We start from the raw sequence: 23687 nt of genomic DNA, 5'->3' as shown, positions 1-23687 counted from the left end.
CCTGGATGCACACTGCCAATCCGCTGCTGGTTGCAGGAGACCTACCGGCTTATTCAATGATAAAAGCCGAGCACGTCGGTCCGGCGATCGACCAAGTGCTAGCCGATAACCGCCAGTCACTGGCACGGTTGACCGCAGACGACACCAAAGACCTCAGTTGGGAGGGCTTCGTATTGTGGCTCGATGAGCTCCAGGCCGCTCTGAACGAAGTCTGGAGTCCGGTCAGGCATCTAAATGCCGTATGCAACACACCGGAACTGCGTGAGGCCTATGAAGCAGCGCTCGCAAAACTTTCCGCGTACGGCACGGAGCTGGGTCAAAACATGACGTTGTACAAGGGCTTTCAGTCCTTGTTGAATAGCCGCAATTACGTTGATTTCGATGTGGCGCAACGCTCGGTGATCGATCACGCCCTGAGGGATTTCAAACTATCAGGTGTTCATTTGCCACCGGCCAGTCAACAACGTTTTCTCGAGCTCAACCTTAACCTGAGTGAACTGGGCAGCTTGTTTGGCAACAACGTCATGGATGCGACCCAAGCCTGGAGCCGTTTGCTGACAGATGAAGAAGAGCTCGCGGGGGTGCCTGCGGCGGCCAAGTCCTTTATGGCCAGATGCGCGAAAGAGCGGGGCTTGCAAGGCTGGCTGCTGACCCTGGAGGTGCCTTGTGTGCAGGCGATCCTCACCTATGCCGATAATCGAGTGTTGCGAGAAGAGGTGTATTTCAACAACGTCACTCGAGCCTCGGAGGTTGGGCCGAATGCCGGAGCATTCAATAATGGCCCGATCATGCAGCAGATCCTTGAGTGCCGTGCCGAACTCGCCCAACTGCTGGGCTACGAGAACTATGCGCAGCTCAGCCTGGTAAGCAAAATGGCTGACTTTGTGCCCCAGGTTTTGGATTTTTTGCGCGACCTGGGTAAACACAGCCGTGCAGGTGCGATGCGAGAGCTGCGAGATATCAAGGCCTTCGCCGTTGAACGGGGTGTCGAGAATTTGCAAATGTGGGACATCCGATATTTTTCCGAGCTATACCAGCAGCAATATCACGCACTGTCCCAAGAGGTATTGCGACGTTACTTTCCAGTCGATCACGTACTCAAGGGCATGTTTGAACTTGTGGAGCGTCTCTACGGCATTCAGATCAACGAATTGACGGGTTTCGATACATGGCACACCGATGTTTGCTTTTTTGAAGTCGTTGAAAAGGATGCGGTGGTGGGACGTTTCTTCCTGGACCTTTATGCACGACCGAACAAACGGGCCGGGGCGTGGATGGATGGATGTCGCAGCCGTCGCCGAGATCGGCAAGGGGTGTTGCATGCGCCGATGGCCTATCTGGTCTGCAATTTCGCTCCGGCAATGCAGGGGGAACCTGCCTTGTTGACTCATAACGAAGTGGTGACCTTGTTTCACGAGTTCGGACATGGTCTTCACCATTTGTTAACCCGGGTCGAGCAGCCGGGCGTTGCTGGTGTCAACGGCGTGGCATGGGATGCAGTCGAATTGCCTAGCCAGTTCATGGAAAATTGGTGTTGGCAACCGGAAGTGGTGCGTGGCTTGAGTTGTCATGTGGAAAGTGGAGAGCCGCTGCCGGACGAGCTATTGCAACAGTTGGTTGAATCACGCGATTTTCAGGCCGGCTTGGCGATGTGTCGTCAGGTTGAACTGGCACTCTTCGATTTCGAACTGCATGCCCGCTCGGAGGTGGCTGACCCGACGGTATTTATGGCAGCGGTCAGTCAAGAGACGTCTGTGTTGTCACCACCCGCCTATGCCCGGTCAGCCAATACGTTCTCGCATATTTTTGCGGGCGGTTACGCGGCAGGTTATTACAGTTACAAATGGGCCGAAGTGTTGGCCGCAGATGCATTTTCGCGCTTTGTGGAAGAAGGGCTATTTAATCCGGTAGTGGGTAAGGCGTTCCGGGAGACAGTACTCGCCCAGGGTGGCGCGGAACCTGCAATGGATCTGTTCAAGCGCTTCCGTGGACGCGAACCGAGGATCGACGCGCTACTGGCGTTGAGCGGGCTGGATCAGGCCCAGGTTTAACTTCTACACCGGCCTGGAGGAAACCCGGGCCGTCGGCGAAGTTGGATTTCAGTGACTCGTGGTAGACAGTATCAAGAGGCATACGCCAGACCTGAAGGTTGGGCGACTCCGTTGCCCCGCCTTCATCCGCAGGAAATCAAGGTGCGTAGCGAAGTGGCAAACGGGTCGAATATTTAATCTGTTCCATGGAGAAACTCGAGCTGATATCCGACAGCCCTGGAACACATATCAGTTGTTTATAGACTGCATCGTAGGCTGCCACATCGGGCACCGCCACACGCAACAGGTAGTCCGTGTCTCCGGCCATACGATAGACCTCCACAACTTCCTCGATTGATGACACCGCACGATGAAAGTCCTCAAGCCAATCCGAATTGTGCTGCGTAGTCTTGATGGCGACGAACACGATCACACCGACATTCAGCTTTTTGCCATCCAAAAGCGCAACCCGAGCACGGATAATGCCCGACTCCTCGAGTTTTTGAATGCGGCGCCAACAGGCTGTGTTCCCTAGGCCGATCTGCTCCGCGATATCACCTACTGGCCGCGTGCAGTCTTTCTGCAGAATGTCCAGTATTGCCCTATCAAGTTTGTCCATGAGGTGTCATGCCTTGGCCTTGGAAGATAACTGTATACGTACGAATTCAACGCCCGGCATTTTCCAATAAACAAGTGCCGAGCACCATCAAACTTTACAACTTACGCAATATGTTCGGCTCTAACATCGCGCTACAGTCTAGTCATTTGCTCCATCGGAAAACTCGGCGACTCGAGTCTCGGTATTTTTCCAAAATCAGGAAGTCTTCTTCGGCGCTTCCTTGAGTCCGAGCACGAGACAAGCATCGCGGCAGCGTGGGCCAACGCCCAGATTCTGGAATCCCGCATCGATGGCTGACGATCAGGGCCGCCGCCAGTGATCAATAGTTTAGAAATCTCTGAACTATCTTTTTGCGCTTCCCTATTCTTCCCGCCAACCGCCCCTCCCTACTATTGACGGCAACAAAGGAGCCTTTCCATAGAGATGCGGCCCGAAGATTGCTTTTTCTGATTGTCACTGCCGTTCGTTGTGCGTTTCGGTTCGCGCCGCAACGTCGCCGTGTCAATCATGCGAAGGAACCTTTGGAGCAGATCGATGAAGTTGGAAATATTCCGAACGTTGTGGGGCTACACCGCGAGCAAGGCACAAGCGCTCGATGAGTTGCTTGAAGCCGGGTTCGATGGCATGGAAGCCCGCCTGCCCATGACCGCCAGCGAACGTGCCGAGTTCGCAGCCTTTCTACGCATCAACAAAGTCAGCTATATCAGCACCGTCTTCAGCGCCTACGACGTTCTGCCGGAGCAGTCGGCAACCGTCGACGAACACCTTCTGGACCTCGACAAGAAGCTCGGCTGGGCGGCTGAGTTGGCGCCGCGCTTCGTCAATCTGCTGGCTGGCAACGACCGCTGGCCCCTGGCACAGCAAGTCGACTTCTTCGGCCGCGCGATGGACGTCGCGCGCAAGCATGGCCAGGTGTGCGTCTTCGAGACTCATCGCGCTCGCTCGTTATTCAACCCCTGGGTCACCCTCGAGCTGATTCGTCAACTGCCGGACCTGCGCTTCACCAGTGACATCAGTCATTGGGTCGTCACCTGCGAGCGCCTGCTCAACGATCCGGAAGACGACCTCAGCGCCTTCGTCGAACGTGTCCACCATATTCAAGCCCGAGTCGGTTATGACCAGGGACCACAGGTTCCCCACCCCGCCGCCCCCGAGTACAGCCAAGCGCTTGCCTTCCATCAGCAACATTGGGAAGCCATCTGGCGCTCCCAGGAAAAACGCGGGTATCAGGTCAGCACGCTGACACCGGAGTTCGGCGCCGACGGCTATCTGCATCACCTGCCCTTCACCAACGTGCCGGTGGCTGATCTGTGGTCGCTGAACGTGTGGATGGCAAACACCGAGCGCGAGCATTTTCGACGTTTCGCCCGCACCTCAACCCGATAAGGAGTGCTCCCTCATGCCTGACAAAGCGCCCACGGCCGCCAACTTCAATCGCATTCCGGTGGTGGATATCGCCGGGCTGTACAGCGACGACCTCACCCAGCGCCAGGCAGTGGCCGAAGAACTGGGTAACGCCGCCCGCGCAGTCGGTTTCCTGTACATCAAGAACCACGGCATCGAGTCGTCACTGATCGACGGCTTGCGTCAAGCGGCGAAGGACCTGTTCGCACAATCGCTTGAGTACAAAATGCAGCATTACATCGGTACTTCACGCAGCCACAAAGGTTTTGTGCCTGAAGGTGAAGAGGTCTATGCCAAAGGCAAACCGGATCACAAGGAAGCTTTCGATATCGGTTTCGAAGTGAGCGAAGACGATCCGCTGGTCATTGCCGGCACGCCATTGATCGGGGCCAACGAATGGCCGGACTTGCCGGGTTTCCGTCCTGCCGTCGAAGCCTACTACGCCGCGGTGTTTGCATTGGGTCGTCGCTTGTTCAAGGGTTTCGCCCTCGCTTTGGGCCTGGAGGAAGATTATTTCGAGGCACTGGTGACTCGCCCACCGTCGAAGCTGCGCCTGATTCATTACCCGTTTGACCTGGCGGCTCAAGACGCGCCCGGCATCGGCGCCCATACCGACTACGAATGCTTCACGATTTTGCTTGCCGACAAGCCAGGCCTCGAGGTGATGAACGATCAGGGGCAATGGATTGATGCGCCGCCCATGGACGGTACGTTTGTGGTCAACATCGGCGACATGCTGGAGGTCATGACCGCAGGTACATTCGTCGCGACGGCTCACCGAGTGCGAACCGTCAGCGAAGAGCGCTACTCGTTCCCACTCTTCTATGCGTGCGATTTCCATACGCAAATCAAGCCACTGCCGCAGTTTCTTGAAGGCGGTAAGGATTACGAGGAAATCACCATCGGTGAACACATGTTTGGCCAAGCGTTGCAAACCTATCAATACCTGCGCCGCAAGGTCGAACGCGGCGAACTCAAACTGTACGAGCGCGCGCGCAAGCCATCGAGCTTCGGTCACTTGAAGAACCAGACGCAGGAAGCGTCCTGATGCAACCCCCCGACCCGTTCCAAAACAACCCTGTTCCAAAACCAGTCCAACCCTACTTTTTCGACGTGGAGTCACTGATGATGCGCAATCCAATGAATATCGCTGTCCGCTTGTCCCTGCTGGCCTTCGCGATCCTCGGTGCGGCAGGTGCCCACGCAGCCACGACGGTGACACCCGGCGTCCTCAAGGTCGGCATGGAAATCACTTATCCGCCCTTCGAATCCTACGACGAACAAAAAAATGTCGTCGGCTCCGACCCCGAACTGGCGCGATTGCTCGCCAAACATCTGGACCTCAAAGCTGACTTCGTTGACACCAAATTTTCCAACCTGCTGCTGAGCCTGAACGCCGGTCACTATGACGCGATCATCTCGGGCATGTACATCACGCCCGAACGGCAGACCCAAGCGCAAACCATCCCATACGCCAAGACCGGCGCAGCGATCATGGTGCTGAAAGACAGCCCGTTGAAACCGAAAGTACCGGAAGACCTCTGCGGCCTGAAAATCGGCCTGGAAAAAGGCACCACTTGGGTGACGCAATTCAACAAGCTCTCGACCGATTACTGCGTCCCGAACAACAAGGGCGCGGTCATGGTCAGCGAATTCCCGTCCGCGCCTGAAGTGACCCAGGCGCTGCTCTCCGGCAACGTGCAGGCTCAGGTGGAGATCGACGGTGCCGCCGGCATGATCGCAGAACGTACCAAAGGTCGGGTTGTGATCAGCACCGAGCACTCGATCTATCAACAGACGTTGGGTATCTACGTCAAAAAGGACAACGACGCGCTCTATCAGGCGCTGCTCAAGGCCTTTGATGCGACGAAAGCATCGGGTGAATACGCCGCCCTGTTGAAGAAGTACAACCTGGAAGAACCGACTAACTGACTCAGTGCAGCCCTGTGGGAGCGAGGCCGCTCCCACAGTCGGCGGCTTTCGCTTGACTGCCCGGCATAGGTGAAGCCTCCGTCGACGCCAGCAGTTGGAGGTACACATGCAATTTGAATGGCCCTATTTCTTTTCTCTGTTTTCGGTCTCGGACTTCTGGAAAGCCTGCATTACGGTGGTGCAACTCAGCACGCTGGCCTGGTTCATCGGCATGCTGCTGGGCTTCCTGCTGGCGTCGGCCAAGCTTTCGGCCACGCGTTGGGTCAGCGTGCCGGCGTCGGTTTATATCTGGTTCTTTCGCAGCGTGCCGCTGCTCGTACTGGTGGTGTTCGTCTATAACTTGCCGCAGATGCTCCCGGTCACCCGTGGCGTACTGTCCAACCCGTTCTATTCCGGCCTGTTGGCACTGGTGGTCACCGAGGCGGCGTACATGGCGGAAATTCATCGTGGCGGCTTGATATCCGTTGCCAAAGGCCAGAAAGAAGCCGGCCGTGCACTGGGTATCGGCCTGATCGGTCTGCAGCGCCTGATCGTAATCCCGCAGGCGTTCCGCATTTCCCTGCCGACACTGATCAACGAATACATCACCGTGGTGAAACTGACCTCGCTGGTCTCGGTGATTTCCTTGACCGAACTGCTGACCGTGGGCCAGCGTCTTTACGCGCAAAACTTCCTGGTCATGGAAACCCTGTCGGCTGTGGCGGTGTATTACGTGCTGATCGTGACCGTGCTCGGCTGGCTGTTTCATTGGCTGGAGCAACACCTGGAGCTCAACAACCGCAAACCACAAACGCTGGATGACATCAGCCTGCGGCGTCTACGCGCGTCACGGGCGGCGCCCTCTCCGGCAGACGCTCGTACAGCGCCGGGGCCTGGCTCGGCACCCGCCCTGCAACTGATCAACATTCACAAGCGCTACGGCCAGCACGCCGTGCTCAAGGGCATCAACCTTGATGTCAACGTGGGGCAGGTGATTTCCATTATCGGTCCGTCGGGATCGGGAAAAACCTCGCTGATTCGGACCGTCAACGCCTTGGAAAGCATCGACCAGGGCGAGATCATTCTATTCGGCGAGAGCTACATCCACGCCGGTGACAACACCAACACGCAACAAGTACGCCACGGGGTGCAGCGCATCGGCATGGTGTTTCAGAGCTTCAACCTGTTTCCCCATCGCACCATTCTCGACAACATCACCCTCGCGCCACGTTATCACGGCCGCGACAAGTCCATCAGCGAGCAGCGCGCCTACGCGCTGCTGGACAAGGTCGGGCTGCTGGCGCACGCGCAAAAGTATCCGCATCAGTTGTCGGGCGGCCAGCAACAACGCGTGGCTATCGCCCGTGCATTGGCGATGGATCCCCAAATCATGCTGTTCGATGAGCCTACTTCAGCCCTTGACCCGGAACTGGTCGGCGATGTGCTCAAGGTGATCAGCGACCTGGCAAAAGAAGGCATGACCATGTTGATCGTGACCCATGAAATGGACTTCGCCATGTCAATTTCCGACAGGGTAGTTTTCATGGAGGACGGCCTGGTCAAACTGGATGCGGCGCCTGGGATGATCCGAGCTGATCAGTGCGGCGAGAGAATCAGAAAATTCATGAGGGTTTGAACTCGGTGTGATTGGGTCCTGACACTCGAGATGGGATATCCGTCAAGCACGCTGGTTTTCCCATCCCCGTTATGCGTTGCGAGGCTTCTGGCGAGTCATTCTGATGGGGACTCATCAAGATCGTCGTCAAGGCTCGCAATGCATGCGTCGAGCAATTCGTGCAATACCGCCACGCGCTCCACGCCGAGTAGACCATTGAGTGCGCGCTGTGCCTCCTTCCAGGCCCGCTGGCCTTCGGCTTGCTTTACGCGTCCAGCCTCGGTCACTTCGACAAGGCGACTGCGGGCATCGCCTCCTGCACCAATCTCCAGCCACCCCTGAGCGGTCAGGGACTGCATGTTTCGAGTCAAGGTCGAATTATCCATCTGCATTTGCCTGGCCAGATCACTCGGCCGAATAGGTCCCAGCCTGACCACATGCGACAACAATGCGTATTGCGTGTTCTTCAGGCCGAACTCGGCGACGTAGCGGTCGTAATGACGCGTCACCATGCGATTGAGCTGGCGGAGTTTCAGATTGGTGCAGCCCTGTGGCTTGATAGTATTTTTCATGGGGTCTATTGTACCTGCAATATTTGCATATACAATTTTCTTTGCACCGCCACTATCTGAAAAAATCATTCCGACTTGATCAATGGTGAAAACATGAAATATGCATCCTTCGGCAAAACAGGACTGAGTGTGTCCCAGGTCGTGCTTGGGACGGGCAACTTTGGCACAGGCTGGGGCTACGGTGCGGATCCCGATGTCAGCACGGCAATCTTCAACGCCTACGCGGAGGCCGGCGGCAACTTCATCGATGGCGCAGATATCTACCAGTTCGGAGAGTCCGAGGAACTGCTCGGTACCCTTCTGAAGGGCCGACGCGAGCGTTTCGTCCTGGCGACCAAGTACACCCAAGGCGCGCAGCCAAATGCCGATCGCCTCGTCATTGGCAATAGTCGTAAAGCCATGGTGGCCTCGGTAGAGGCGAGCCTGAAGCGACTCAAAACCGATCGCATCGATCTCTACTGGGTGCATTGGCCGGATAATGTCACGCCCATCGAAGAAATTGTCCGTGGGTTCGAGGATCTCGCCCGCGCAGGCAAGATTCTTTATGCCGGCCTCTCCAACTTTCCTGCTTGGCGGCTATCGCGAGCAGTCACCCTCGCCGAACTCACCCACTCGGTGCCGATCGCCGCGGCGCAATTCGAGCATAGCCTGGTCCACCGCGACCCCGAGGTTGATCTGTTCCCGGCTTCGCATGCGTTGGGATTGGGTATCGTCACTTGGTCGCCACTCGGCGGAGGCATGCTGACCGGTAAGTACCGCAAGGGCGAGAAAGGACGCGCCGAGGGCCTCGGTGGCAAGGTGTTCCAGGCGGAGAATAGCGAGCAGCGTACACAGGTCCTCGACACGGTCATCGCCATCGCCAACGAACTAGGCGTCACCCCCGGTCAAGTCGCCATCGCCTGGTCCGGCACGCACGGGTCGTTACCCATCATCGGCCCGCGCTCGGTCGAGCAGTTGGCCGACAACCTCGCAGCCCTGTCGGTTGAACTGTCAGCCGAACAGATTCATCGGCTCGACACCGTTAGCAGCTTGTCTCCTTCGATGCCAGCAAGGACAGCGACCCCTTGGGCTCGCGCAGCAGAGCAGATCGTGGCTTGAACGTGGGTGGGTGATGCAAGCCGACGACAAGAAGGCCAGACTCAACTGTATGCATCACCTGCCCGGCCCCCTTTATCGCCTGACATGTTCCTGTCAGCCTCCCGTCACCCTGACGTCAGATCGTTGCGCCTAAAGTAACGCCAGGATTGCTCCTGCGGCGCCAGCATGAACCTGCGGGAGCGAGCCTGCCCGCTCCCGCAGGAACCTGGCTTAACCAGAGATTCCGCACCCTTGGTTGCTTTTTGCTGGAGCTCTTGTCATCAGGCGGAAGGAGAAACGCAAATGAACCATCCTGACGGGCACGACAGCGCGCTTGATCAATTCATCTGGCCATCGCCAGACGGTATCCTGAACCGCAAAGACCTGTTGCTTCGCCTGCGCGCCGAACAGCAATTCATGGCCGCACAGGACCCTGCATGCAGGCTCGATCAACAAGACTACCTGCTTTCCCTGATCGATTCGGTATCAACACGGGCCGACGGCGCCGCGCAACGCTCAGGTTTCGATGCCCGGCGAATGCGTAGCGTCATCACCGAAGCGGCCACGAGAAGCCATTGGGGCAAGCCTTCAGGCGGACGCCGAACCCAGGGCATCGCCGCACACTGCGATGCGCAGACTTGCATGGCCGCGGTAATCGATGTCGAGCTGAGCGACGAGGGCCGCTTGATTGTGCATGACACGGTGTTTGTCGCTGACCTGGGCGCTGTAGAAAACCCCGGTCGCCTACGCGCCCAGCTTGAAGGCGCGTGCCTGATGGGGGTCGCATTCGTGGCGTCTTCTGAATTTGGTGTGACGGCGGCTGATCTGTGCCCGACGATCGCCCAACGACCCCGCTGGCCACTCGTCTCATGGCTGCCAGGGCACATCGCGGTACACTTGATCAACCCAACGGGTGCGCTCCAGGCCTGCCAGCCCAGCCAGCTGAGCTATGTACCCATCGTCCGGGCCTTGTGCAATGCGATTCGCAAAGGCTCGGACAAGCGTACCAGCGATTTGCCGCGCAAAAGCCAGTCGCTCGAAAGAATAGGCGGACGTTAAGTCACTGACGGGCTTCAAATCAAACCCAGCGTCAGGGCTTGCAGCGTCGTCGCCGCACAGGTGGTGCACTGCCATTTGGCAATCCAATAGCCATGAAAGCAGGTTAAATTATCTCTTCCAAATAAATGAGGTTTCGCGCCATGCCGTCAACTCCCTGTGTCCCGTCCAGCATCCGTGGGCAACGCGGCGCGGACCTGCTCGTAGAAGTACTGCGCAGCGAAGGCGTTCGCCATGTCTTCGGCAATCCGGGAACAACGGAGCTGCCTTTGCTCGATGCGCTCTCGGGCGTATCCGATATGCACTACGTGCTCGGCCTCCAGGAGGCCTGCGTCGTGGCGATGGCCGACGGTTATGCGCAGGCATCCGGCCGCCCCGGTTTCGTGAACCTTCATACAGCAGGAGGCCTTGGCAATGCGATGGGCGCCATCCTGAACGCGAAGATGGCGAACACGCCGCTGGTGATCACCGCGGGCCAACAGGATACCCGCCATGGCGTGACCGACCCGCTGCTTCATGGCGATCTGGTCAGCCTGGCCCGACCGAGCGTCAAATGGGCGGAGGAAATCCAGCACCCCGAACATATCCCGATGCTGCTGCGTCGCGCGCTTCAGGACTGCCGCACAGGGCCGACCGGCCCGGTTTTCCTTTCGCTGCCGATCAACGTGATGGAGCAGCATACCGATGCCGATGCTGGCCAGCCGTCGCGAATCGAACGAGGTGCGGTGACCGCGGCGATTGACCCGTTGGCTGACGCCTTAGCGACGGTTACTCCCGGCCGCCTGGCGATTATCGTCGGGGAGGAGGTCTTCCAGTCGAATGCGCAAGTGGAAGCGGTGAGGCTCGCCGAAGCACTCGGCGCGCCGGTCTTCGGGCCATCCTGGCCCGGGCATATCCCCTTCCCCACCGCTCATCCTCAATGGCGCGGAGCCTTGTCGCCCAAAGCTGCCGATATCCGCGAAACGTTCGCTGACTTCGATGCGGTCTTGCTTCTCGGCGGCCATTCGCTGATCAGTTACCAATACTCGCAAGGCCCGGCGATCCCCCCTCATTGCCGTCTCATTCAATTGACCGGCGATGGCCACCAACTGGGCAGAGTGCATGGAACGGCGCTGGGATTGATAGGCGACATCAAGCTGTCCTTGCAGTTGTTGCTGCCGTTACTGGATCAGATGCTGGCCCCACACAGCCAGGCCATCGCGACGCTGCGAAATGTCGCTGCGCACGAGCGCGGAACCCGCCGAATCGAAGTGGCCGAGCGCGCGAAGCGCGAATTCCATACGCCCGTGACAACGCCTTTCGTTGCGGCCCATGAAGCTGTCCGGGCAATCGGCCCTGACGTGTGGATCGTCGACGAAGCGCCGGTTACCATCCCTCATGTGCGTGCGTGCCTGGATTCGCATTCGGCCCGCCAGTACCTGTTTACACGGAGCGCCATCCTCGGCTGGGGCATGCCGGCGGCTGTCGGTACATCCCTTGGCCTGGACCGCGCCCCGGTGGTCTGCCTGGTCGGCGATGGCTCGGCGATGTATTCACCCCAAGCGCTTTGGACAGCGGCACACGAGCGTTTGCCCGTCACCTTTGTGGTCATGAACAATGGCGAATACAACATCCTGAAAAACTACGCGCGTAGCCAGGCGCACTACCGAAGTGCCGGTACGAACCAGTTCATCGGCATGGACATCCGAGACCCGGCCATCGACTTCCAGGCCCTCGCCTCCTCCCTGGGGGTTGCTTCGCGCAGGGTCGAGCGCGCCGGCGATATCGCTGAAGCGGTCGAGGATGGCATTCGCTCAGGCCGTCCCAACCTCATCGAATTACCGATCATGGCTTGATGCTAACGTCCGTTCACCTTTGGCGCGGCCCCATGAAAATTGCAGCCCTGCATCAGGCGACCGCGAAAGCCTTGGCGAACAACAGGGCTTATTACATGCGACCTTATCAAGATAGCGCGTCAATCAACAAAAGCTGAGTCGCCCGAATTTTCGTCGACACCTTCAGGCGGCTGCTTCTGGCCCAGAGTGTGTAAAAAACACAACTACGCTCAAAGCCCTGTATCAAATTTTTATTTCGTTGTACGTTGAAGCCGCGGGCGGCCTTGAACTGAATGATGACCGTCCCCGGCCACAATACTCGCAAAGGAATGCACATGATCGATGGTCCCGCCGTTTTGACAGTCTTTTTGGTTTACCTGGCCGGTGTCGTTATTCCAGGGCCAAATTTCGTTGCAGTAGTCCACAAAGCGGTAGCTGCTACGCGGTCAGAAGCTTTGGCCTTGGTAGCAGGCATCGTATTGGTCAATTTATTCTGGGCCACCTGTGCAATCGCAGGTATCGGCGTTGTATTTGCTGCGTTCCCTTGGGCGGCGCTGGTCGTAAAAGTTCTGGGAGCTGCCTATCTGATGTGGTTTGGATTCCGACTGCTGCTCAAGGCCGGGAAGAGCGCGCCTGCCCCCTGCAATAATGCTGTCGTCGAAAACTTTCGGCAGTCATTCATTCAGGGGGTCGTTACGAACATTGGCAACCCTAAATCCATGGCCTTCTATGCCGCTATTTTTTCAGCGGCAGCCCCCACCCACGTTTCACCAAGCACGTTTTTGTCGATGCTGGCAGTCGTAGTGGTGGTTTCGATGACCTGGTATGGGGTGGTCGCAATAGCTCTTTCTCAACCTGAGATCGCTTCAGCGTATCGAAGGAGGAAAAAAGCTATTGATCGATTATGCGGTGGTTTGATTTTGTCTCTAGGGATCCGGCAGCTGGTTCAATAAGTCTACGATTGAGTAATCTATCCAGCCCGAAAACCTTGCTATGATTTCTGAGGATTTCATCGCAAGGATCGCCCATGAAGCGCTTTATTCAAGGTGACCATCGAGGCTAAGGCACCTTACTCCCGAGCGTCTCGACGACTACGTCAGCGATACCAACCCGGTGCGCGTAGTCGACGTCTTTGTCGATGAACTCGATCTGGTCAATCTGTGTTTTGAAGGTGCCGTCCCTGCCGATACTGGCCGGCCTGCTTACCATCCCTCGGTCTTGCTGAAGGTCTACATCTAAGGTTATCTCAACCGCATCCAGTCGAGCCGACGTTTGGAGCGAGAAGCCCAACGCAACGTCGAGCTGATGTGGCTGAGCGCGCGTTTGATGCCGATTTCAAGACCATTGCCAACTTCCGAAAAGATAACAGCAAGGCCATCCGAGACGTTTGTCACCAGTTCGTCGTGCTCTGTCAGCAGTTGGGATTGTTTGGAGAAGTCTTGTTGCCATCGATGACAGTAAATTCAAGGCTGTCAACAATCGCGACCGCAATTTCACCAGCGCCAAACTGAAGCGGCGAATGGAGGAAATTGAATCGAGTATCAATCGGTATCTGACTGCGCTCGACGAAGCCGATCAGCAAGAACCCTCAACCGCTCAGTCCAAGGCTACTCATCTGCAAGAGAAAATCGACAAGCTCAAAGCTCAGATGAAAGAGTTACAGGTCATTGAAATTCACCGCCTATGTACCCAAGCCGATGACCTCTGGAGCCAAGGCTGACGGGCGTTTCAATAGCGATGCGTTCATCTATGACGCGCAAAAAACGAATACATTTGCCCGGCTGGAGAGGCGCTGATCTGGCGCTATACCAACGTTGAAAAAGGCCTGACGTTGCACCGTTACTGGAGTTCGAATGCCGGGGCTGTGCCATGAAACCGCAGTGCACACCAATCACGGAGCGGTGAGTTCGGCGCTGGGACCATGAAGCCGTGTTGGAGGAAATGCAGACCCGGCTGAACAATGCGCCGGAGATGTGGATGGGCGCGACACACTTCCTGACCAGAAAGCTTAACGGGGTGAGTGCAGAGGAATGTGCTCGCCTACAATCTGAAAAGGTTTATGAAAATCATCAGCACCACTGGCTTGATGAAAGCGTTAACGGCGTGAAAACCGATCTTTTTATCCCATCCAAAAGATTTTAAGAGGCTGCTGAGCCGTTTTAACTGTTCCTGGAAACGTCGTGACCTTGATCAGTTTGCGAAACGTGAGCACGGTCTCCTGGCGTCGATATAGAAACCCAATCTGACGTTTTTACACACTCTCGGTCGGAAGCAGCCGCTCTCGCCCGATTGCATCCTCGGCGGGCCCAAGCTCTGCAAGGTGCGGATACTCACCACTGATGGAGACCATGACCGGGGTTGAACTCCATTACGTGCTACAGAATCGCTGGCAAAAGCGAAGTCTCCTCATACATCAAGGTTTGCGGCAATGAAGGGGACAGATTTATTTACTGGAAATACTGCCCACTTTTTTATGAGGTTCGCCACTCCATGGCTTGGCGCGGTTGAACCGCCGACGCTGGGAACACCCGCTGTGCCTGTAAGTCTACCTGTAACCAATCATTGGTAAGGTACAGCGCAATGGATAAGACAATTACCGTGGATCAACTGGCGACCACTGACCTCAGATCAATCAACGAGATATGGCTCGGCGGGACTCATACCCAGCTATGCCTCTGGCGTGGCGCACAAGTCTTCACCCACGAAATGCTCAGCGAAGGCACCCACGATCAGAATGTCCAACGCCTGTGCCTGCAGTTGGTCAACCCTGACGATCAGGCCGCAGTGGCCAGCGTTGAGCGGATCGCGCGCGAACGACTGACAAAGATGGGCAAGGAAGGCGAGTTTTATCCGGCTGAGGAAGTGGACACCCATCAATAGTCGCTCTGCAGCGGTGATAAAAAGAGGAATATCGGCCAGTCATGAAGGTCCTCAGTACGTCACTTGAGGATCTGGCGCTACACAGCTCGGCGATATCCCTCATTGGGCCATTCGATCAGAGGCGAGAAGCTCCGTAAGAAAATCGATGAACACATTGATGCGGCTGGAGCCGCGGTGATTGGGCAAATACAGCGCATTGATGCAACTGCTCGCGCTGCCCGGATTGACTTCGTAATGCTCCAGCAACCGTGTCAGTCGACCTGCGGCGACGTCATCGCGCACCAGCCAGTCGGCCAGGAGAGCCACCCCGCCGCCCGCAATTGCGGCCTCGCGCAAGATGTCGGCGTTGTTGCTTTGCAACCGGCCATGCACGTTGAGCTGAAGGGGTTGCTCGTCACCCTGAAACGTCCAGTGATGATGCGATCCACCGTAATCGAAGCGCAGGCACTGGTGCCCCAGCAAGTCATTAGGATGACTCAGCGCCGCGTGACGGCCCAGGTAATCCGGGCTGGCGACGACCCAGCGCTCGAAGGCCCCTACCCGTTTGCTGACGATGTCCTCGCTGACCACCGACGAGCCGAGGCGCACGGACACATCAATCTGCTCGCTCAACAGGTCACCGACCTGATCGCTCAATGACACGCTGATTTCCAGTCCCGGATGACGGTCGAGCAGCCGGCCCAGATGTGGCGCGATGATTCGCCGGCCAAACTCGACGGGGACACTGATCCGCAGGCGCCCTTGCGCCTCGCTGCCGCGGTCGGCGACCACGGCATCGGCTTCATCGATGGCCTCCAGAATAGCCACGGCTTTTTCAAAGTAGGCTTGCCCGGCGACGGTCACGCTGGTGTTGCGGGTCGTGCGGTTAAGGAGGCTGGCGCCCAGCTCGCTTTCCAGGCCCGCCACCTGGCGTGTCACCGAAGAGGTGGAGATGCCGAGTTTGCGCGCCGCAGAGGAATAACCACCGCAACGCACGGTTTCAACAAACATCTTCAACGCCAGCAATTTGTCCATCAGCGGAGTCCGGTCGAAAGGGAACGGAGCTGATTGTGCATGACCGTTCGCCCGCCGTCTTGCAGGACTGTGCTTCGCCGCGCTCCTCGATGCCTGTTGGTCAGACATCTGCCTTGCGACTCATGAATATCACCAGGGCCAAGGCAGGCAGCAACGCAATCGCCACCGCAGAGAGGTTCCAGCCGAAATGCTCATAGAGCGGGCTCGCCACCAGCGATCCCAAGGCACCGCCGACGAAGATGCTGGTCATGTACACGGCATTCAATCGAGCCCTGCTGTGCGGGTCGATGGAGTACACCTCGCGCTGGCCCAGCACCATGTTCAGCTGCACGGCGAAATCCAGCAGCACCGCGCACACGACAAGCCAGATGTAGCCACTGCCGGGCAGCGCAGCAATCAACAAGGAGACCGGAGCCAACAGCAGCGCAACGAGTGTCCCGCGACGGCCATGACCTGCATCGGCCAAGCGTCCGGCAATGGGCGCGGCCACGGCACCGACGGCGCCTACCAGCGCAAAGATCGCGATCTGCACCTGGCTGAAACCGTGGTGGCGCATCAGCTCGATGGGCGCCAGGGTCCAGAACAGGCTGAAGCTGGCGAACAACAATCCCTGGTACAACGAACGTTGGCGCAGGACCGAATGGCGCCGGGCCAGCGCAAACACCGAGCCGATCAATGCGGCATAAGTCGCCCGATGCGTCGGTACGCGACGCGGCAACGCAATGGCGGTGATCAGGGCGATAACAGCCATCAGCGCCGCCGCACTGAAGAACACACCGCGCCAGCCGAACACGTCCACCAGCAAGCTCGACAGCGGGCGCGACAGCAGAATGCCGAGCAACAGGCCGCTCATGATGTTACCCACCACGCGGCCTCGTGTTGCCTCCGGCGCCAGGTGTGCCGCCAGGGGCACCAGGATCTGCACCGCTACCGATGTGAGGCCGATCAGCAGCGACAAGACGAGGAATATCGACGGCGAGTGCGCCAGCCCGGCACACAACAGGGTAACGCCCGACGCGAGGGTGAGGCCCACCACCAGGCGCCGGTTCTCCGCAAGGTCAGCCAATGGCACCAGCAGCAATAAACCCAAGGCGTAGCCGAATTGCGTCAGCGACACGATCAGGCTCGCATTGGTGCTGGACAGGCCAATTTGCGGCGCGATCAATTCGACAATCGGCTGAGCGTAATAAAGATTGGCCACGACCGCGCCGCAGCAGAACGCCAGGAACGCGACCATCAGGCCGGAAAGTGAAGCGGGTTGTTCGGCCTTGGCCGTCGCGGCGGGATTGCCCATGAACATGGTGACACCTCGGTAAGTTTGGGGAAGTGATCGTCAGGCTAAGGGCAACGGTCTGCCCGGAGAATACATTGATCGGGCAATGAAGTGATGCGCGACACGCAACGCCAGCGGTGTTGCGGTTGGCGCAACAGGCTTTTGCGTGATCCGCTGATACTCCGGCGCATGGGGCTTCTCTACCCTTGGGCACTCGGCGCAGGATTCTCCATCGGCGCCCTTTCCCGATTGTTCAAGGAGCCGTCAATGACCTCGAATCCATCCTCAATGTCCAGCGCGCGTCCCTCAGGCTTGGGATGCCCATGATGGGCATTTCCATGAGGTCCAGACCGTTTTGGGTCGGCGCTGCGGTCCTGGCTTCGATAGGTGCGATCGCTGCCACCCTGCTGATGTGGCGTCCGGCGATTGCGCCCGTCGAGCGGCCGCGAACCTTCGATCCGGTGCAGTTGCAACGCGGCGCGCGAGTCGTCGAAGCGGGCGACTGCGCGGTATGCCACACGAGACCCGGCGGCCCTTACCTGGCGGGGGGACTGCCGCTGGTGACGCCGTTTGGCACACTCTACAGCACGAACATCACACCCGATCCGCAGACAGGCATTGGCCAGTGGTCGCTGCCGGCGTTCGAGCGGGCGATGCGTGAAGGGATCGCCCGCGATGGGCACTTCCTGTATCCGGCCTTCCCGTACGTGCATTACCGGCGCATGACAGCAGGCGATATAGAAGACGCCTATGCGTACTTGATGAGTGGCCCGGCCGTGCACGCTCCAGCCCGGCAAAACCGCATGAGCTTCCCGATGAACCTCCGGCCGCTGGTGGCGTTCTGGAATTTACTGTTCCTGCACGGCGAGCCACTGACCCCCGTGGCGCAGCAATCCGATGCATGGAATCGCGGGCGCTACCTGGTCGAAGGCCCTGGCCACTGCGCAGGCTGTCATTCTCCGCTGAACCTGATCGGCGCCGAGAAGTCCGGCGCAAGCCTGGCCGGCGGTACCGTGGATGGTTGGGAAGCGCCTTCGCTGCTGGGCATGGATCGTCGTGCAAATGCCTGGCGCTACGATCAGTTGGTGAGCTACCTGCGAGCAGAAGTGGTGGACGGCCATGGAACTGCCGCCGGCCCGATGCGCCCGGTCAGTCTCAGCCTGGCGCGCTTGCCAGTCGGCGACGTACAGGCGATTGCCGAGTACCTGCTGAGCTTGCCCGCCAGAACTGTCATCACCGAGGTCCCAGCCGCAGATGCTAATGCCGGGGCCTCCGATCAGACCACTGGCGCCCTGCTGTTCGCCAGCGCCTGTGCCGGCTGCCATGGGCCAGCCGCACCGATGCGTGAAATCGACGAGCGTCCTTCGCTGGACCGTACGTCATCGTTGCAAGCCCCGAACCCGCGCAATTTCCTGAAAACCGTGTTCGAAGGTGTCCCGGCAACGCCGGGCATGCCGGGACCGATGATGCCGCCGTTTGCCGCCAGCCTCGACAACGATCAACTCATCGCACTCGCTTCGTACTTGCGCCGACAAGCCAGACCCGACCAACCCTGGACAGACCTTTCTTCAACCCTTGAAGCGATACGTCAGGAGACGAAATGACCCAAATCACGCTTAACGTCAACGGCTCGGCCCAGACATTGGACCTCGAACCGGACATGCCGTTGCTCTACGCGCTGCGTAATCATCTGAGGCTCAACGGCGCCAAGTACGGGTGTGGTCTGGGGCAATGCGGCGCCTGCACGGTCATCGTCGATGACAAGCCTGTATTTTCCTGCGTGACGCCGTGCGCGGGCCTTGGCGGCAAGCAGGTCCGGACGGTGGAAAGTCTCGGTACCGCCGAACATCCCGGCCCTTTGCAAAAGGCCTTTATCGAGAAACAGGCGGCCCAGTGCGGCTACTGCATCGCTGGTATGTTGATGCGCGCGCAGTCACTGCTGGAGAGCAACCCGCAGCCGGATGAACAGACCATTCGTGAGTACATGGCCGGCAACCTGTGTCGATGCGGCACCCACTTGCGAATCATCGACGCGATCAGCCTTGTCGCCAGGCAAAACGGGAGCGCGTCATGACAGTGGTCAACGAGGTCAATCACAGCCGTCGCGCATTCCTACGTGGGGGCGCCTTGCTGATGGCGTTTACCCTGGTACCAGTGCCGCGACGTGCGTGGGCGGACACCGAAGTCGACACGCTTGGCACGGTGGTATTGGCACCGGATCTGCCCGGCAGCCTGCGCACCAATCCCTATCTTGATGCCTGGATCCGCGTCGGTCATGAAGGCATCACCGTCTATACCGGCAAGGTTGAATTGGGCACCGGGGTCAAGACTGCCTTGCTGCAAATTGCCGCTGAACGCCTGGAGGTTTCTCCATCAGCGATCAACCTGCTCACCGCCGACACGGCGCTGACGCCCAACGAAGGTTACACCGCTGGCAGCCACAGTATTTTCGACAGCGGGACCGCGCTGTTCAACGCAGCGGCACAAGTGCGTGAACTGCTGCTGGAGTCGGCCGGGCGTCGTTGGGAGGTTGCACCGGCACTGTTGACGACCCGGGAGGGCATCATTCACGGTCCCAACGGACAACGAATGGCTTATGCCGACGCCGTCAAAAACGTCGATCTGCACCGCTATGCACAGTCCGATTCGCCGGCAGCGGCCGCGACCGCGTTCAGGCTGATCGGCCATTCGCTGCAACGGCTGGATATTCCGGCAAAAGTCAGCGGTGGCGCCGCGTTTGTCCAGGACATCCGTCTGCCGGGCATGCTGCACGCTCGGGTGATTCGCCCACCCCGCCCCGGCTGCACGCTGCGGGCCTTTGATGCGGCGTCGGTCGAAGCGCTCTGCGGAGTTGTGCAGGTGATTCGCGACGGCAACTATCTTGCGGTGGTCGCGCGGGATGAATGGCAAGCAATCAAAGCGATGCGCAGCGGATACGAAACAGCGCGCTGGAGCGGTGGCCAGGCTATACCCGAATCCGCAGACATCCACGCATTGCTCAAACGCCTCCCTTCACGCCCCTACCCGATCAGCCATGAACGCACTGCCCAGGGTCCGACCGACAACAGCTATCAGGCACGCGTGACCAAGCAATACCTGATGCATGGCTCCATTGGCCCGTCCTGCGCCGTGGCCTGGTTCAAGGACGGCACCCTCACCGTCTGGACCCACACCCAGGGCGTGTATCCCCTGCGGGCCGGGATCGCCGAAATGGTGCAGCTCCCCCCCGAGCGCGTTCGCTGTATCCACACCGAAGGGTCCGGTTGTTATGGCCATAACGGCGCGGACGATGCGGCAGCCGACGCGGCGTTGATTGCCATGCGCATACCCGGCACACCGGTCCGGGTCCAATGGATGCGCGAGCAGGAAAATCTCTGGGAGCCCTACAGCTCGGCGATGGTCACCGAAGTCAAAGCCAACCTGGACGCCCAAGGTCGGTTGCAGGACTGGAACTATGAACTGTGGACGACGCCGCACAACGAACGCATCGTCAACGCCGGCCGGTTGCTGCCGGCGCGATTGCTGGCTCGACCGTTCGCCTCCGCACCTTCGGTGCCCATCGCTCAACCTGAAGGCGATGGCGATCGCAACGCCGTGCCGCTCTACACGCTGGCTTCTACCCGCATCAATATGAACTTTGTCACGCAGATGCCCTTTCGCACCTCGGCCATGCGTTCACTGGGTGCGCACATCAACATTTTTGCGATCGAAGCGTGCATGGATGAGCTTGCGTCCAGGGCCAGGGTCGACCCGATAGCCTTGCGCCTGGCTCATCTGGAAGATCCCCGGGCGCGGGCCGTGGTGGAGCGGGTTCGCGACGCTATTGGCTGGCCGCAAAAAAGCAATGAGCCTGGCGCAGGCATCGGCTTCGCCTTTGCCCGGTACAAAAACATCATGGGCTACTGCGCTATCGCGGTACGACTTCAGGTACATCCGCTGACCGGTGAAATACAGATCGAGCATGTGGTCACGGCGGTGGACGTCGGACAGATCGTCAATCCCGATGGCCTGCGCAATCAGGTGGAGGGCGGGATCGTCCAGTCCACCAGTTGGACGCTGTATGAACAGGTCGCCTATGACGCCGGGGGGATACGCAGCTACGACTGGAGTGGTTACCCGATCCTGCGCTTTTCGCAGGTGCCCAGGAAGGTCGATGTTCATCTACTCGACCAACCGGGACAACCGTTTCTCGGCGCCGCCGAAATCGTTCAGGGTCCCATGGCCGCCGCCATCGGCAACGCCGTGGCGAACGCCACCGGCCGACGCTGGTTGAACCTGCCCCTGACCCGCTCGGAGCAGCCGTCCTGACCTGCATTGCGTTGCGCTTCACGCAACGCAGTGTTGGGCTTTCCTCGGATTATCAAGCGCCCTTCCGCCGATTAACTTGAGCCATCCGGTGCCTGACCCAACGTCCGCCGCCCTGCTTTCTGTACCACTATCGGAGAACACCTCATGCCGCAGCACCTGTTCCAACCCATCGCATTGGGCCCCTACACACTCCCTCACCGCGTGGCGATGGCGCCTTTGACACGCTCTCGCGCCGGGCAACCGGGCGACGTGCCAACGGCCATGAACGCCGAGTATTACCGCCAGCGTGCGAGCGCCGCGTTGATCATTACCGAAGCGACGCAAATTTCCCGGCAAGGCCAAGGCTATGCCTGGACACCGGGCATCTACAACGCTGAACAGGTGCAAGCCTGGCGTGCAGTCAGCGCCCAGGTGCATGAGAGCGGCGGCCTGATCTTCATGCAGCTCTGGCATGTCGGCCGCGTGTCCCACCCGAGCTTTCAGCCTGACAACGCGCGCCCGGTTGCCCCGAGCGCGTTACCCGTGCCGGGCAAGACGTTCATCGTCGACGCGGATGGCAACGGTGTCTGGAGCGATGTACCGGTGCCACGTGCACTGCAGGCTCCAGAGATCACCGACATCATCGACGACTACCGCCGGGCCGCGCGCAATGCACTGGACGCTGGAATGGACGGCGTGGAAATTCATGCGGGCAATGGTTACCTGCTGGACCAGTTCATCAACAGTAACAGTAACCAGCGCGAGGATGCTTACGGTGGAAGCCTGGAAAACCGTGCACGGCTGTTATTGGAAGTGGTCGCCGCCGTAGTCGACGAAGTGGGCGCAGAGCGCGTAGGCGTACGCTTGACGCCGATGGGGCGGTTCATGGGCATGGGCGATGAGACACCGCAGGCGACATTCGGCTACATCGTGCGCTCGTTGAACCAATGGACGCTGGCCTATCTGCACCTCGTCGAGCCCGCCGTGGTTGGCACCGTCAAGGACGAGCACTTCGATCCACGCTGGGATGAAATCATCGGTCAATTACGTGCGGCATGGAACGGCGTGTTGATGATCGCCGGTGGCTACGATCCCGAGACGGCGGAACAGGCCTTGATCGACGGCCGGGCGGACATCATTGCGTTCGGCAGAGCGTTCCTGGCAAACCCGGATCTGCCCCGGCGAATTCGCGACGGGTTACCGCTCAATACACCAGACCCGAGCACCTTCTTCGGTGGCGATCAGCGTGGCTACGTGGATTATCCGACTCATTCCTGAGCTGGGCTTAACGCAGTTGACCGGTCCGAAAGGCGGCCGGCTCGGATTGTTTGGGATCATCATTCCACATAACGCAGCCAAAGATGAGTCCGACCCGAGACCGCCTGAGCGACTGCAAAAATGCGTGCTTGTAGTTTTTCAACGCTCGTGTTGTAGAGCGCGCAAAAGTCTTTCGCAACGAGATTGGCCAGAGATAGGTCAGGCGGCTCAGCACGAATGAAGCCGATGTAAGAGGCACCTACGCCCATTAGCTCATAGCCATGCGCTTCTGAAAAATGACGCGCAACCGCAAAGTTTTTCGCAGGATCCAAATCGGAAGTGAAATAGCCGTTGGGAAAAGCAGCGAGCGCCTGGTAAGACTCCTGAACGGGTACCAAAAGCGCTGACATGGGCTGGTCGATTATCGATACAGGTTTTTCCTGATAACCAATCCACTCCTGCAGGGCCTGCTCATCAAGCGTCAAACCATGAGCACAAGCATCTTCGAAAGACGTAGCTGCTACCAGGTTCGTGAAATTGCGAAGGCAGATGGCGAACTCCGCTTTCGTGGTCGGATAACCTACATATTCACCGTTCTCAAAACATTCTTGAGGCAGCCCCGCGATGTCCTCCTCGGTGGCGTCATCCATTCCTAAATGACTGCGAGCATGGCCCGACGTGTATCGAGCCTGGTGCAGATCATCGAGCGAGAACAAAGGTTTAAAGCCTGGGTGCGACTCTGCAATCTTACGACGAGCCTCGGTCAGATCGTCAAAGCTGGTAATTCCGCTCACACCGTACTCATCGCATGTACCTACAGACGGGTTCTCACGCATGCCATTACCGCGAAATTCGATATCCATAAAGCGTGGCTTGCT

Annotated in this window: 19 protein-coding genes and 1 pseudogene; 15 read left to right on the top strand and 5 right to left on the bottom strand. The window is 58.6% G+C overall.

The window, feature by feature from the left end; genetic code table 11:
- The first annotated feature begins 5 nt into the window (after positions 1–5).
- Positions 6–2051: a M3 family metallopeptidase gene (locus tag BLO80_RS00220; protein WP_092325952.1), complete on the top strand. Its 2046-nt coding sequence runs from the start codon at positions 6–8 to the stop codon at positions 2049–2051.
- Between the two features lie 136 nt (positions 2052–2187).
- On the opposite strand, the gene BLO80_RS00215 is transcribed toward BLO80_RS00220, so the two are convergent.
- Positions 2188–2649, bottom strand: a complete 462-nt coding sequence (locus BLO80_RS00215) for an Lrp/AsnC family transcriptional regulator (RefSeq protein ID WP_092325950.1) — start codon at positions 2647–2649, stop codon at positions 2188–2190.
- Positions 2650–3183: 534 nt separating this feature from the next.
- On the opposite strand from BLO80_RS00215, the gene BLO80_RS00210 reads away from it, so the two are divergent.
- From BLO80_RS00210 to BLO80_RS00195, 4 genes are all read left to right on the top strand, one after another.
- Positions 3184–4035 (top strand): sugar phosphate isomerase/epimerase family protein, encoded by an 852-nt coding sequence (locus BLO80_RS00210; RefSeq protein ID WP_092325948.1) that lies wholly within the window; start codon positions 3184–3186, stop codon positions 4033–4035.
- A gap of 13 nt (positions 4036–4048) precedes the next feature.
- Positions 4049–5101 carry an isopenicillin N synthase family dioxygenase gene (locus tag BLO80_RS00205; RefSeq protein ID WP_092325946.1) on the top strand — a complete coding sequence of 351 codons (1053 nt, stop codon included), beginning with the start codon at positions 4049–4051 and terminating at the stop codon, positions 5099–5101.
- Between the two features lie 80 nt (positions 5102–5181).
- Positions 5182–5985, top strand: coding sequence for an ABC transporter substrate-binding protein (locus BLO80_RS00200; RefSeq protein ID WP_092326677.1), 804 nt, complete (start codon positions 5182–5184; stop codon positions 5983–5985).
- Positions 5986–6091: 106 nt separating this feature from the next.
- Positions 6092–7600 carry an amino acid ABC transporter permease/ATP-binding protein gene (locus BLO80_RS00195; RefSeq protein ID WP_092325944.1) on the top strand — a complete coding sequence of 503 codons (1509 nt, stop codon included), beginning with the start codon at positions 6092–6094 and terminating at the stop codon, positions 7598–7600.
- Between the two features lie 95 nt (positions 7601–7695).
- Here the strand turns inward: BLO80_RS00195 and BLO80_RS00190 are convergent, their stop codons facing one another.
- On the bottom strand, positions 7696–8151 hold the full coding sequence (locus tag BLO80_RS00190) for a MarR family winged helix-turn-helix transcriptional regulator (RefSeq protein ID WP_092326676.1): 456 nt from the start codon (positions 8149–8151) through the stop codon (positions 7696–7698).
- 93 nt (positions 8152–8244) lie between these two features.
- Here BLO80_RS00190 and BLO80_RS00185 point away from each other — a divergent pair, with 93 nt between their 5' ends.
- From BLO80_RS00185 to BLO80_RS00160, 6 genes and pseudogenes are all read left to right on the top strand, one after another.
- Entirely contained in the window at positions 8245–9249 is a 1005-nt protein-coding gene (locus BLO80_RS00185) for an aldo/keto reductase (protein ID WP_092325942.1), read from the top strand.
- Positions 9250–9531: 282 nt separating this feature from the next.
- Positions 9532–10287 (top strand): molybdopterin-dependent oxidoreductase, encoded by a 756-nt coding sequence (locus BLO80_RS00180; RefSeq protein ID WP_092325940.1) that lies wholly within the window; start codon positions 9532–9534, stop codon positions 10285–10287.
- 140 nt (positions 10288–10427) lie between these two features.
- Positions 10428–12119, top strand: a complete 1692-nt coding sequence (locus BLO80_RS00175) for a thiamine pyrophosphate-binding protein (RefSeq protein WP_092325938.1) — start codon at positions 10428–10430, stop codon at positions 12117–12119.
- Positions 12120–12433: 314 nt separating this feature from the next.
- The gene (locus BLO80_RS00170) at positions 12434–13051 is read left to right on the top strand and encodes a LysE family translocator (RefSeq protein WP_092325936.1); all 618 of its coding nucleotides are present in this window, start codon (positions 12434–12436) and stop codon (positions 13049–13051) included.
- 74 nt (positions 13052–13125) lie between these two features.
- A pseudogene (locus tag BLO80_RS00165) lies at positions 13126–14205 on the top strand (transposase).
- Between the two features lie 473 nt (positions 14206–14678).
- Positions 14679–14978, top strand: a complete 300-nt coding sequence (locus BLO80_RS00160) for a hypothetical protein (RefSeq protein WP_092325934.1) — start codon at positions 14679–14681, stop codon at positions 14976–14978.
- Positions 14979–15077: 99 nt separating this feature from the next.
- On the opposite strand, the gene BLO80_RS00155 is transcribed toward BLO80_RS00160, so the two are convergent.
- Positions 15078–15992, bottom strand: a complete 915-nt coding sequence (locus BLO80_RS00155; protein WP_092325932.1) for a LysR family transcriptional regulator — start codon at positions 15990–15992, stop codon at positions 15078–15080.
- A 100-nt stretch (positions 15993–16092) separates the two neighbouring features.
- Positions 16093–17292, bottom strand: a complete 1200-nt coding sequence (locus BLO80_RS00150) for an MFS transporter (protein WP_092325930.1) — start codon at positions 17290–17292, stop codon at positions 16093–16095.
- A 311-nt stretch (positions 17293–17603) separates the two neighbouring features.
- Between BLO80_RS00150 and BLO80_RS00145 the strand changes: the two genes are divergently transcribed.
- The 4 genes from BLO80_RS00145 to BLO80_RS00130 all read left to right on the top strand — a co-directional run bounded on the left by BLO80_RS00145 (position 17604) and on the right by BLO80_RS00130 (position 22830).
- Complete coding sequence (locus BLO80_RS00145) at positions 17604–18869, top strand: c-type cytochrome (protein ID WP_092326674.1); 1266 nt, start codon at positions 17604–17606, stop codon at positions 18867–18869.
- Complete coding sequence (locus tag BLO80_RS00140) at positions 18866–19339, top strand: (2Fe-2S)-binding protein (protein WP_092325927.1); 474 nt, start codon at positions 18866–18868, stop codon at positions 19337–19339. Before BLO80_RS00145 ends, BLO80_RS00140 begins: the two co-directional genes overlap by 4 nt.
- Entirely contained in the window at positions 19336–21573 is a 2238-nt protein-coding gene (locus BLO80_RS00135; protein WP_092325925.1) for a xanthine dehydrogenase family protein molybdopterin-binding subunit, read from the top strand. The genes BLO80_RS00140 and BLO80_RS00135 overlap by 4 nt, the downstream gene beginning before the upstream one ends.
- 144 nt (positions 21574–21717) lie before the next feature.
- Positions 21718–22830, top strand: coding sequence for an alkene reductase (locus tag BLO80_RS00130; protein ID WP_092325923.1), 1113 nt, complete (start codon positions 21718–21720; stop codon positions 22828–22830).
- A 59-nt stretch (positions 22831–22889) separates the two neighbouring features.
- Here the strand turns inward: BLO80_RS00130 and BLO80_RS00125 are convergent, their stop codons facing one another.
- Complete coding sequence (locus BLO80_RS00125) at positions 22890–23672, bottom strand: DUF4253 domain-containing protein (protein WP_256574032.1); 783 nt, start codon at positions 23670–23672, stop codon at positions 22890–22892.
- Between the last annotated feature and the right edge of the window lie 15 nt (positions 23673–23687).

The sequence above is a fragment of the Pseudomonas sp. NFACC56-3 genome (assembly GCF_900100025.1).
GTDB lineage: Bacteria > Pseudomonadota > Gammaproteobacteria > Pseudomonadales > Pseudomonadaceae > Aquipseudomonas > Aquipseudomonas fluorescens_AA.
Note: the sequence above shows the minus strand (reverse complement) of the source record. Positions and strands in the feature narration are given on the sequence as shown.

Excerpts from the sequence above, each read along its gene's own strand:
- BLO80_RS00220 (WP_092325952.1), top strand. The coding sequence starts at position 6 with ATGCACACTGCCAATCCGCTGCTGGTTGCAGGAGACCTACCGGCTTAT.
- BLO80_RS00215 (WP_092325950.1), bottom strand. The coding sequence starts at position 2,649 with ATGGACAAACTTGATAGGGCAATACTGGACATTCTGCAGAAAGACTGC.
- BLO80_RS00210 (WP_092325948.1), top strand. The coding sequence starts at position 3,184 with ATGAAGTTGGAAATATTCCGAACGTTGTGGGGCTACACCGCGAGCAAG.
- BLO80_RS00205 (WP_092325946.1), top strand. The coding sequence starts at position 4,049 with ATGCCTGACAAAGCGCCCACGGCCGCCAACTTCAATCGCATTCCGGTG.
- BLO80_RS00200 (WP_092326677.1), top strand. The coding sequence starts at position 5,182 with ATGCGCAATCCAATGAATATCGCTGTCCGCTTGTCCCTGCTGGCCTTC.
- BLO80_RS00195 (WP_092325944.1), top strand. The coding sequence starts at position 6,092 with ATGCAATTTGAATGGCCCTATTTCTTTTCTCTGTTTTCGGTCTCGGAC.
- BLO80_RS00190 (WP_092326676.1), bottom strand. The coding sequence starts at position 8,151 with ATGAAAAATACTATCAAGCCACAGGGCTGCACCAATCTGAAACTCCGC.
- BLO80_RS00185 (WP_092325942.1), top strand. The coding sequence starts at position 8,245 with ATGAAATATGCATCCTTCGGCAAAACAGGACTGAGTGTGTCCCAGGTC.
- BLO80_RS00180 (WP_092325940.1), top strand. The coding sequence starts at position 9,532 with ATGAACCATCCTGACGGGCACGACAGCGCGCTTGATCAATTCATCTGG.
- BLO80_RS00175 (WP_092325938.1), top strand. The coding sequence starts at position 10,428 with ATGCCGTCAACTCCCTGTGTCCCGTCCAGCATCCGTGGGCAACGCGGC.
- BLO80_RS00170 (WP_092325936.1), top strand. The coding sequence starts at position 12,434 with ATGATCGATGGTCCCGCCGTTTTGACAGTCTTTTTGGTTTACCTGGCC.
- BLO80_RS00160 (WP_092325934.1), top strand. The coding sequence starts at position 14,679 with ATGGATAAGACAATTACCGTGGATCAACTGGCGACCACTGACCTCAGA.
- BLO80_RS00155 (WP_092325932.1), bottom strand. The coding sequence starts at position 15,992 with ATGGACAAATTGCTGGCGTTGAAGATGTTTGTTGAAACCGTGCGTTGC.
- BLO80_RS00150 (WP_092325930.1), bottom strand. The coding sequence starts at position 17,292 with ATGTTCATGGGCAATCCCGCCGCGACGGCCAAGGCCGAACAACCCGCT.
- BLO80_RS00145 (WP_092326674.1), top strand. The coding sequence starts at position 17,604 with ATGAGGTCCAGACCGTTTTGGGTCGGCGCTGCGGTCCTGGCTTCGATA.
- BLO80_RS00140 (WP_092325927.1), top strand. The coding sequence starts at position 18,866 with ATGACCCAAATCACGCTTAACGTCAACGGCTCGGCCCAGACATTGGAC.
- BLO80_RS00135 (WP_092325925.1), top strand. The coding sequence starts at position 19,336 with ATGACAGTGGTCAACGAGGTCAATCACAGCCGTCGCGCATTCCTACGT.
- BLO80_RS00130 (WP_092325923.1), top strand. The coding sequence starts at position 21,718 with ATGCCGCAGCACCTGTTCCAACCCATCGCATTGGGCCCCTACACACTC.
- BLO80_RS00125 (WP_256574032.1), bottom strand. The coding sequence starts at position 23,672 with ATGGATATCGAATTTCGCGGTAATGGCATGCGTGAGAACCCGTCTGTA.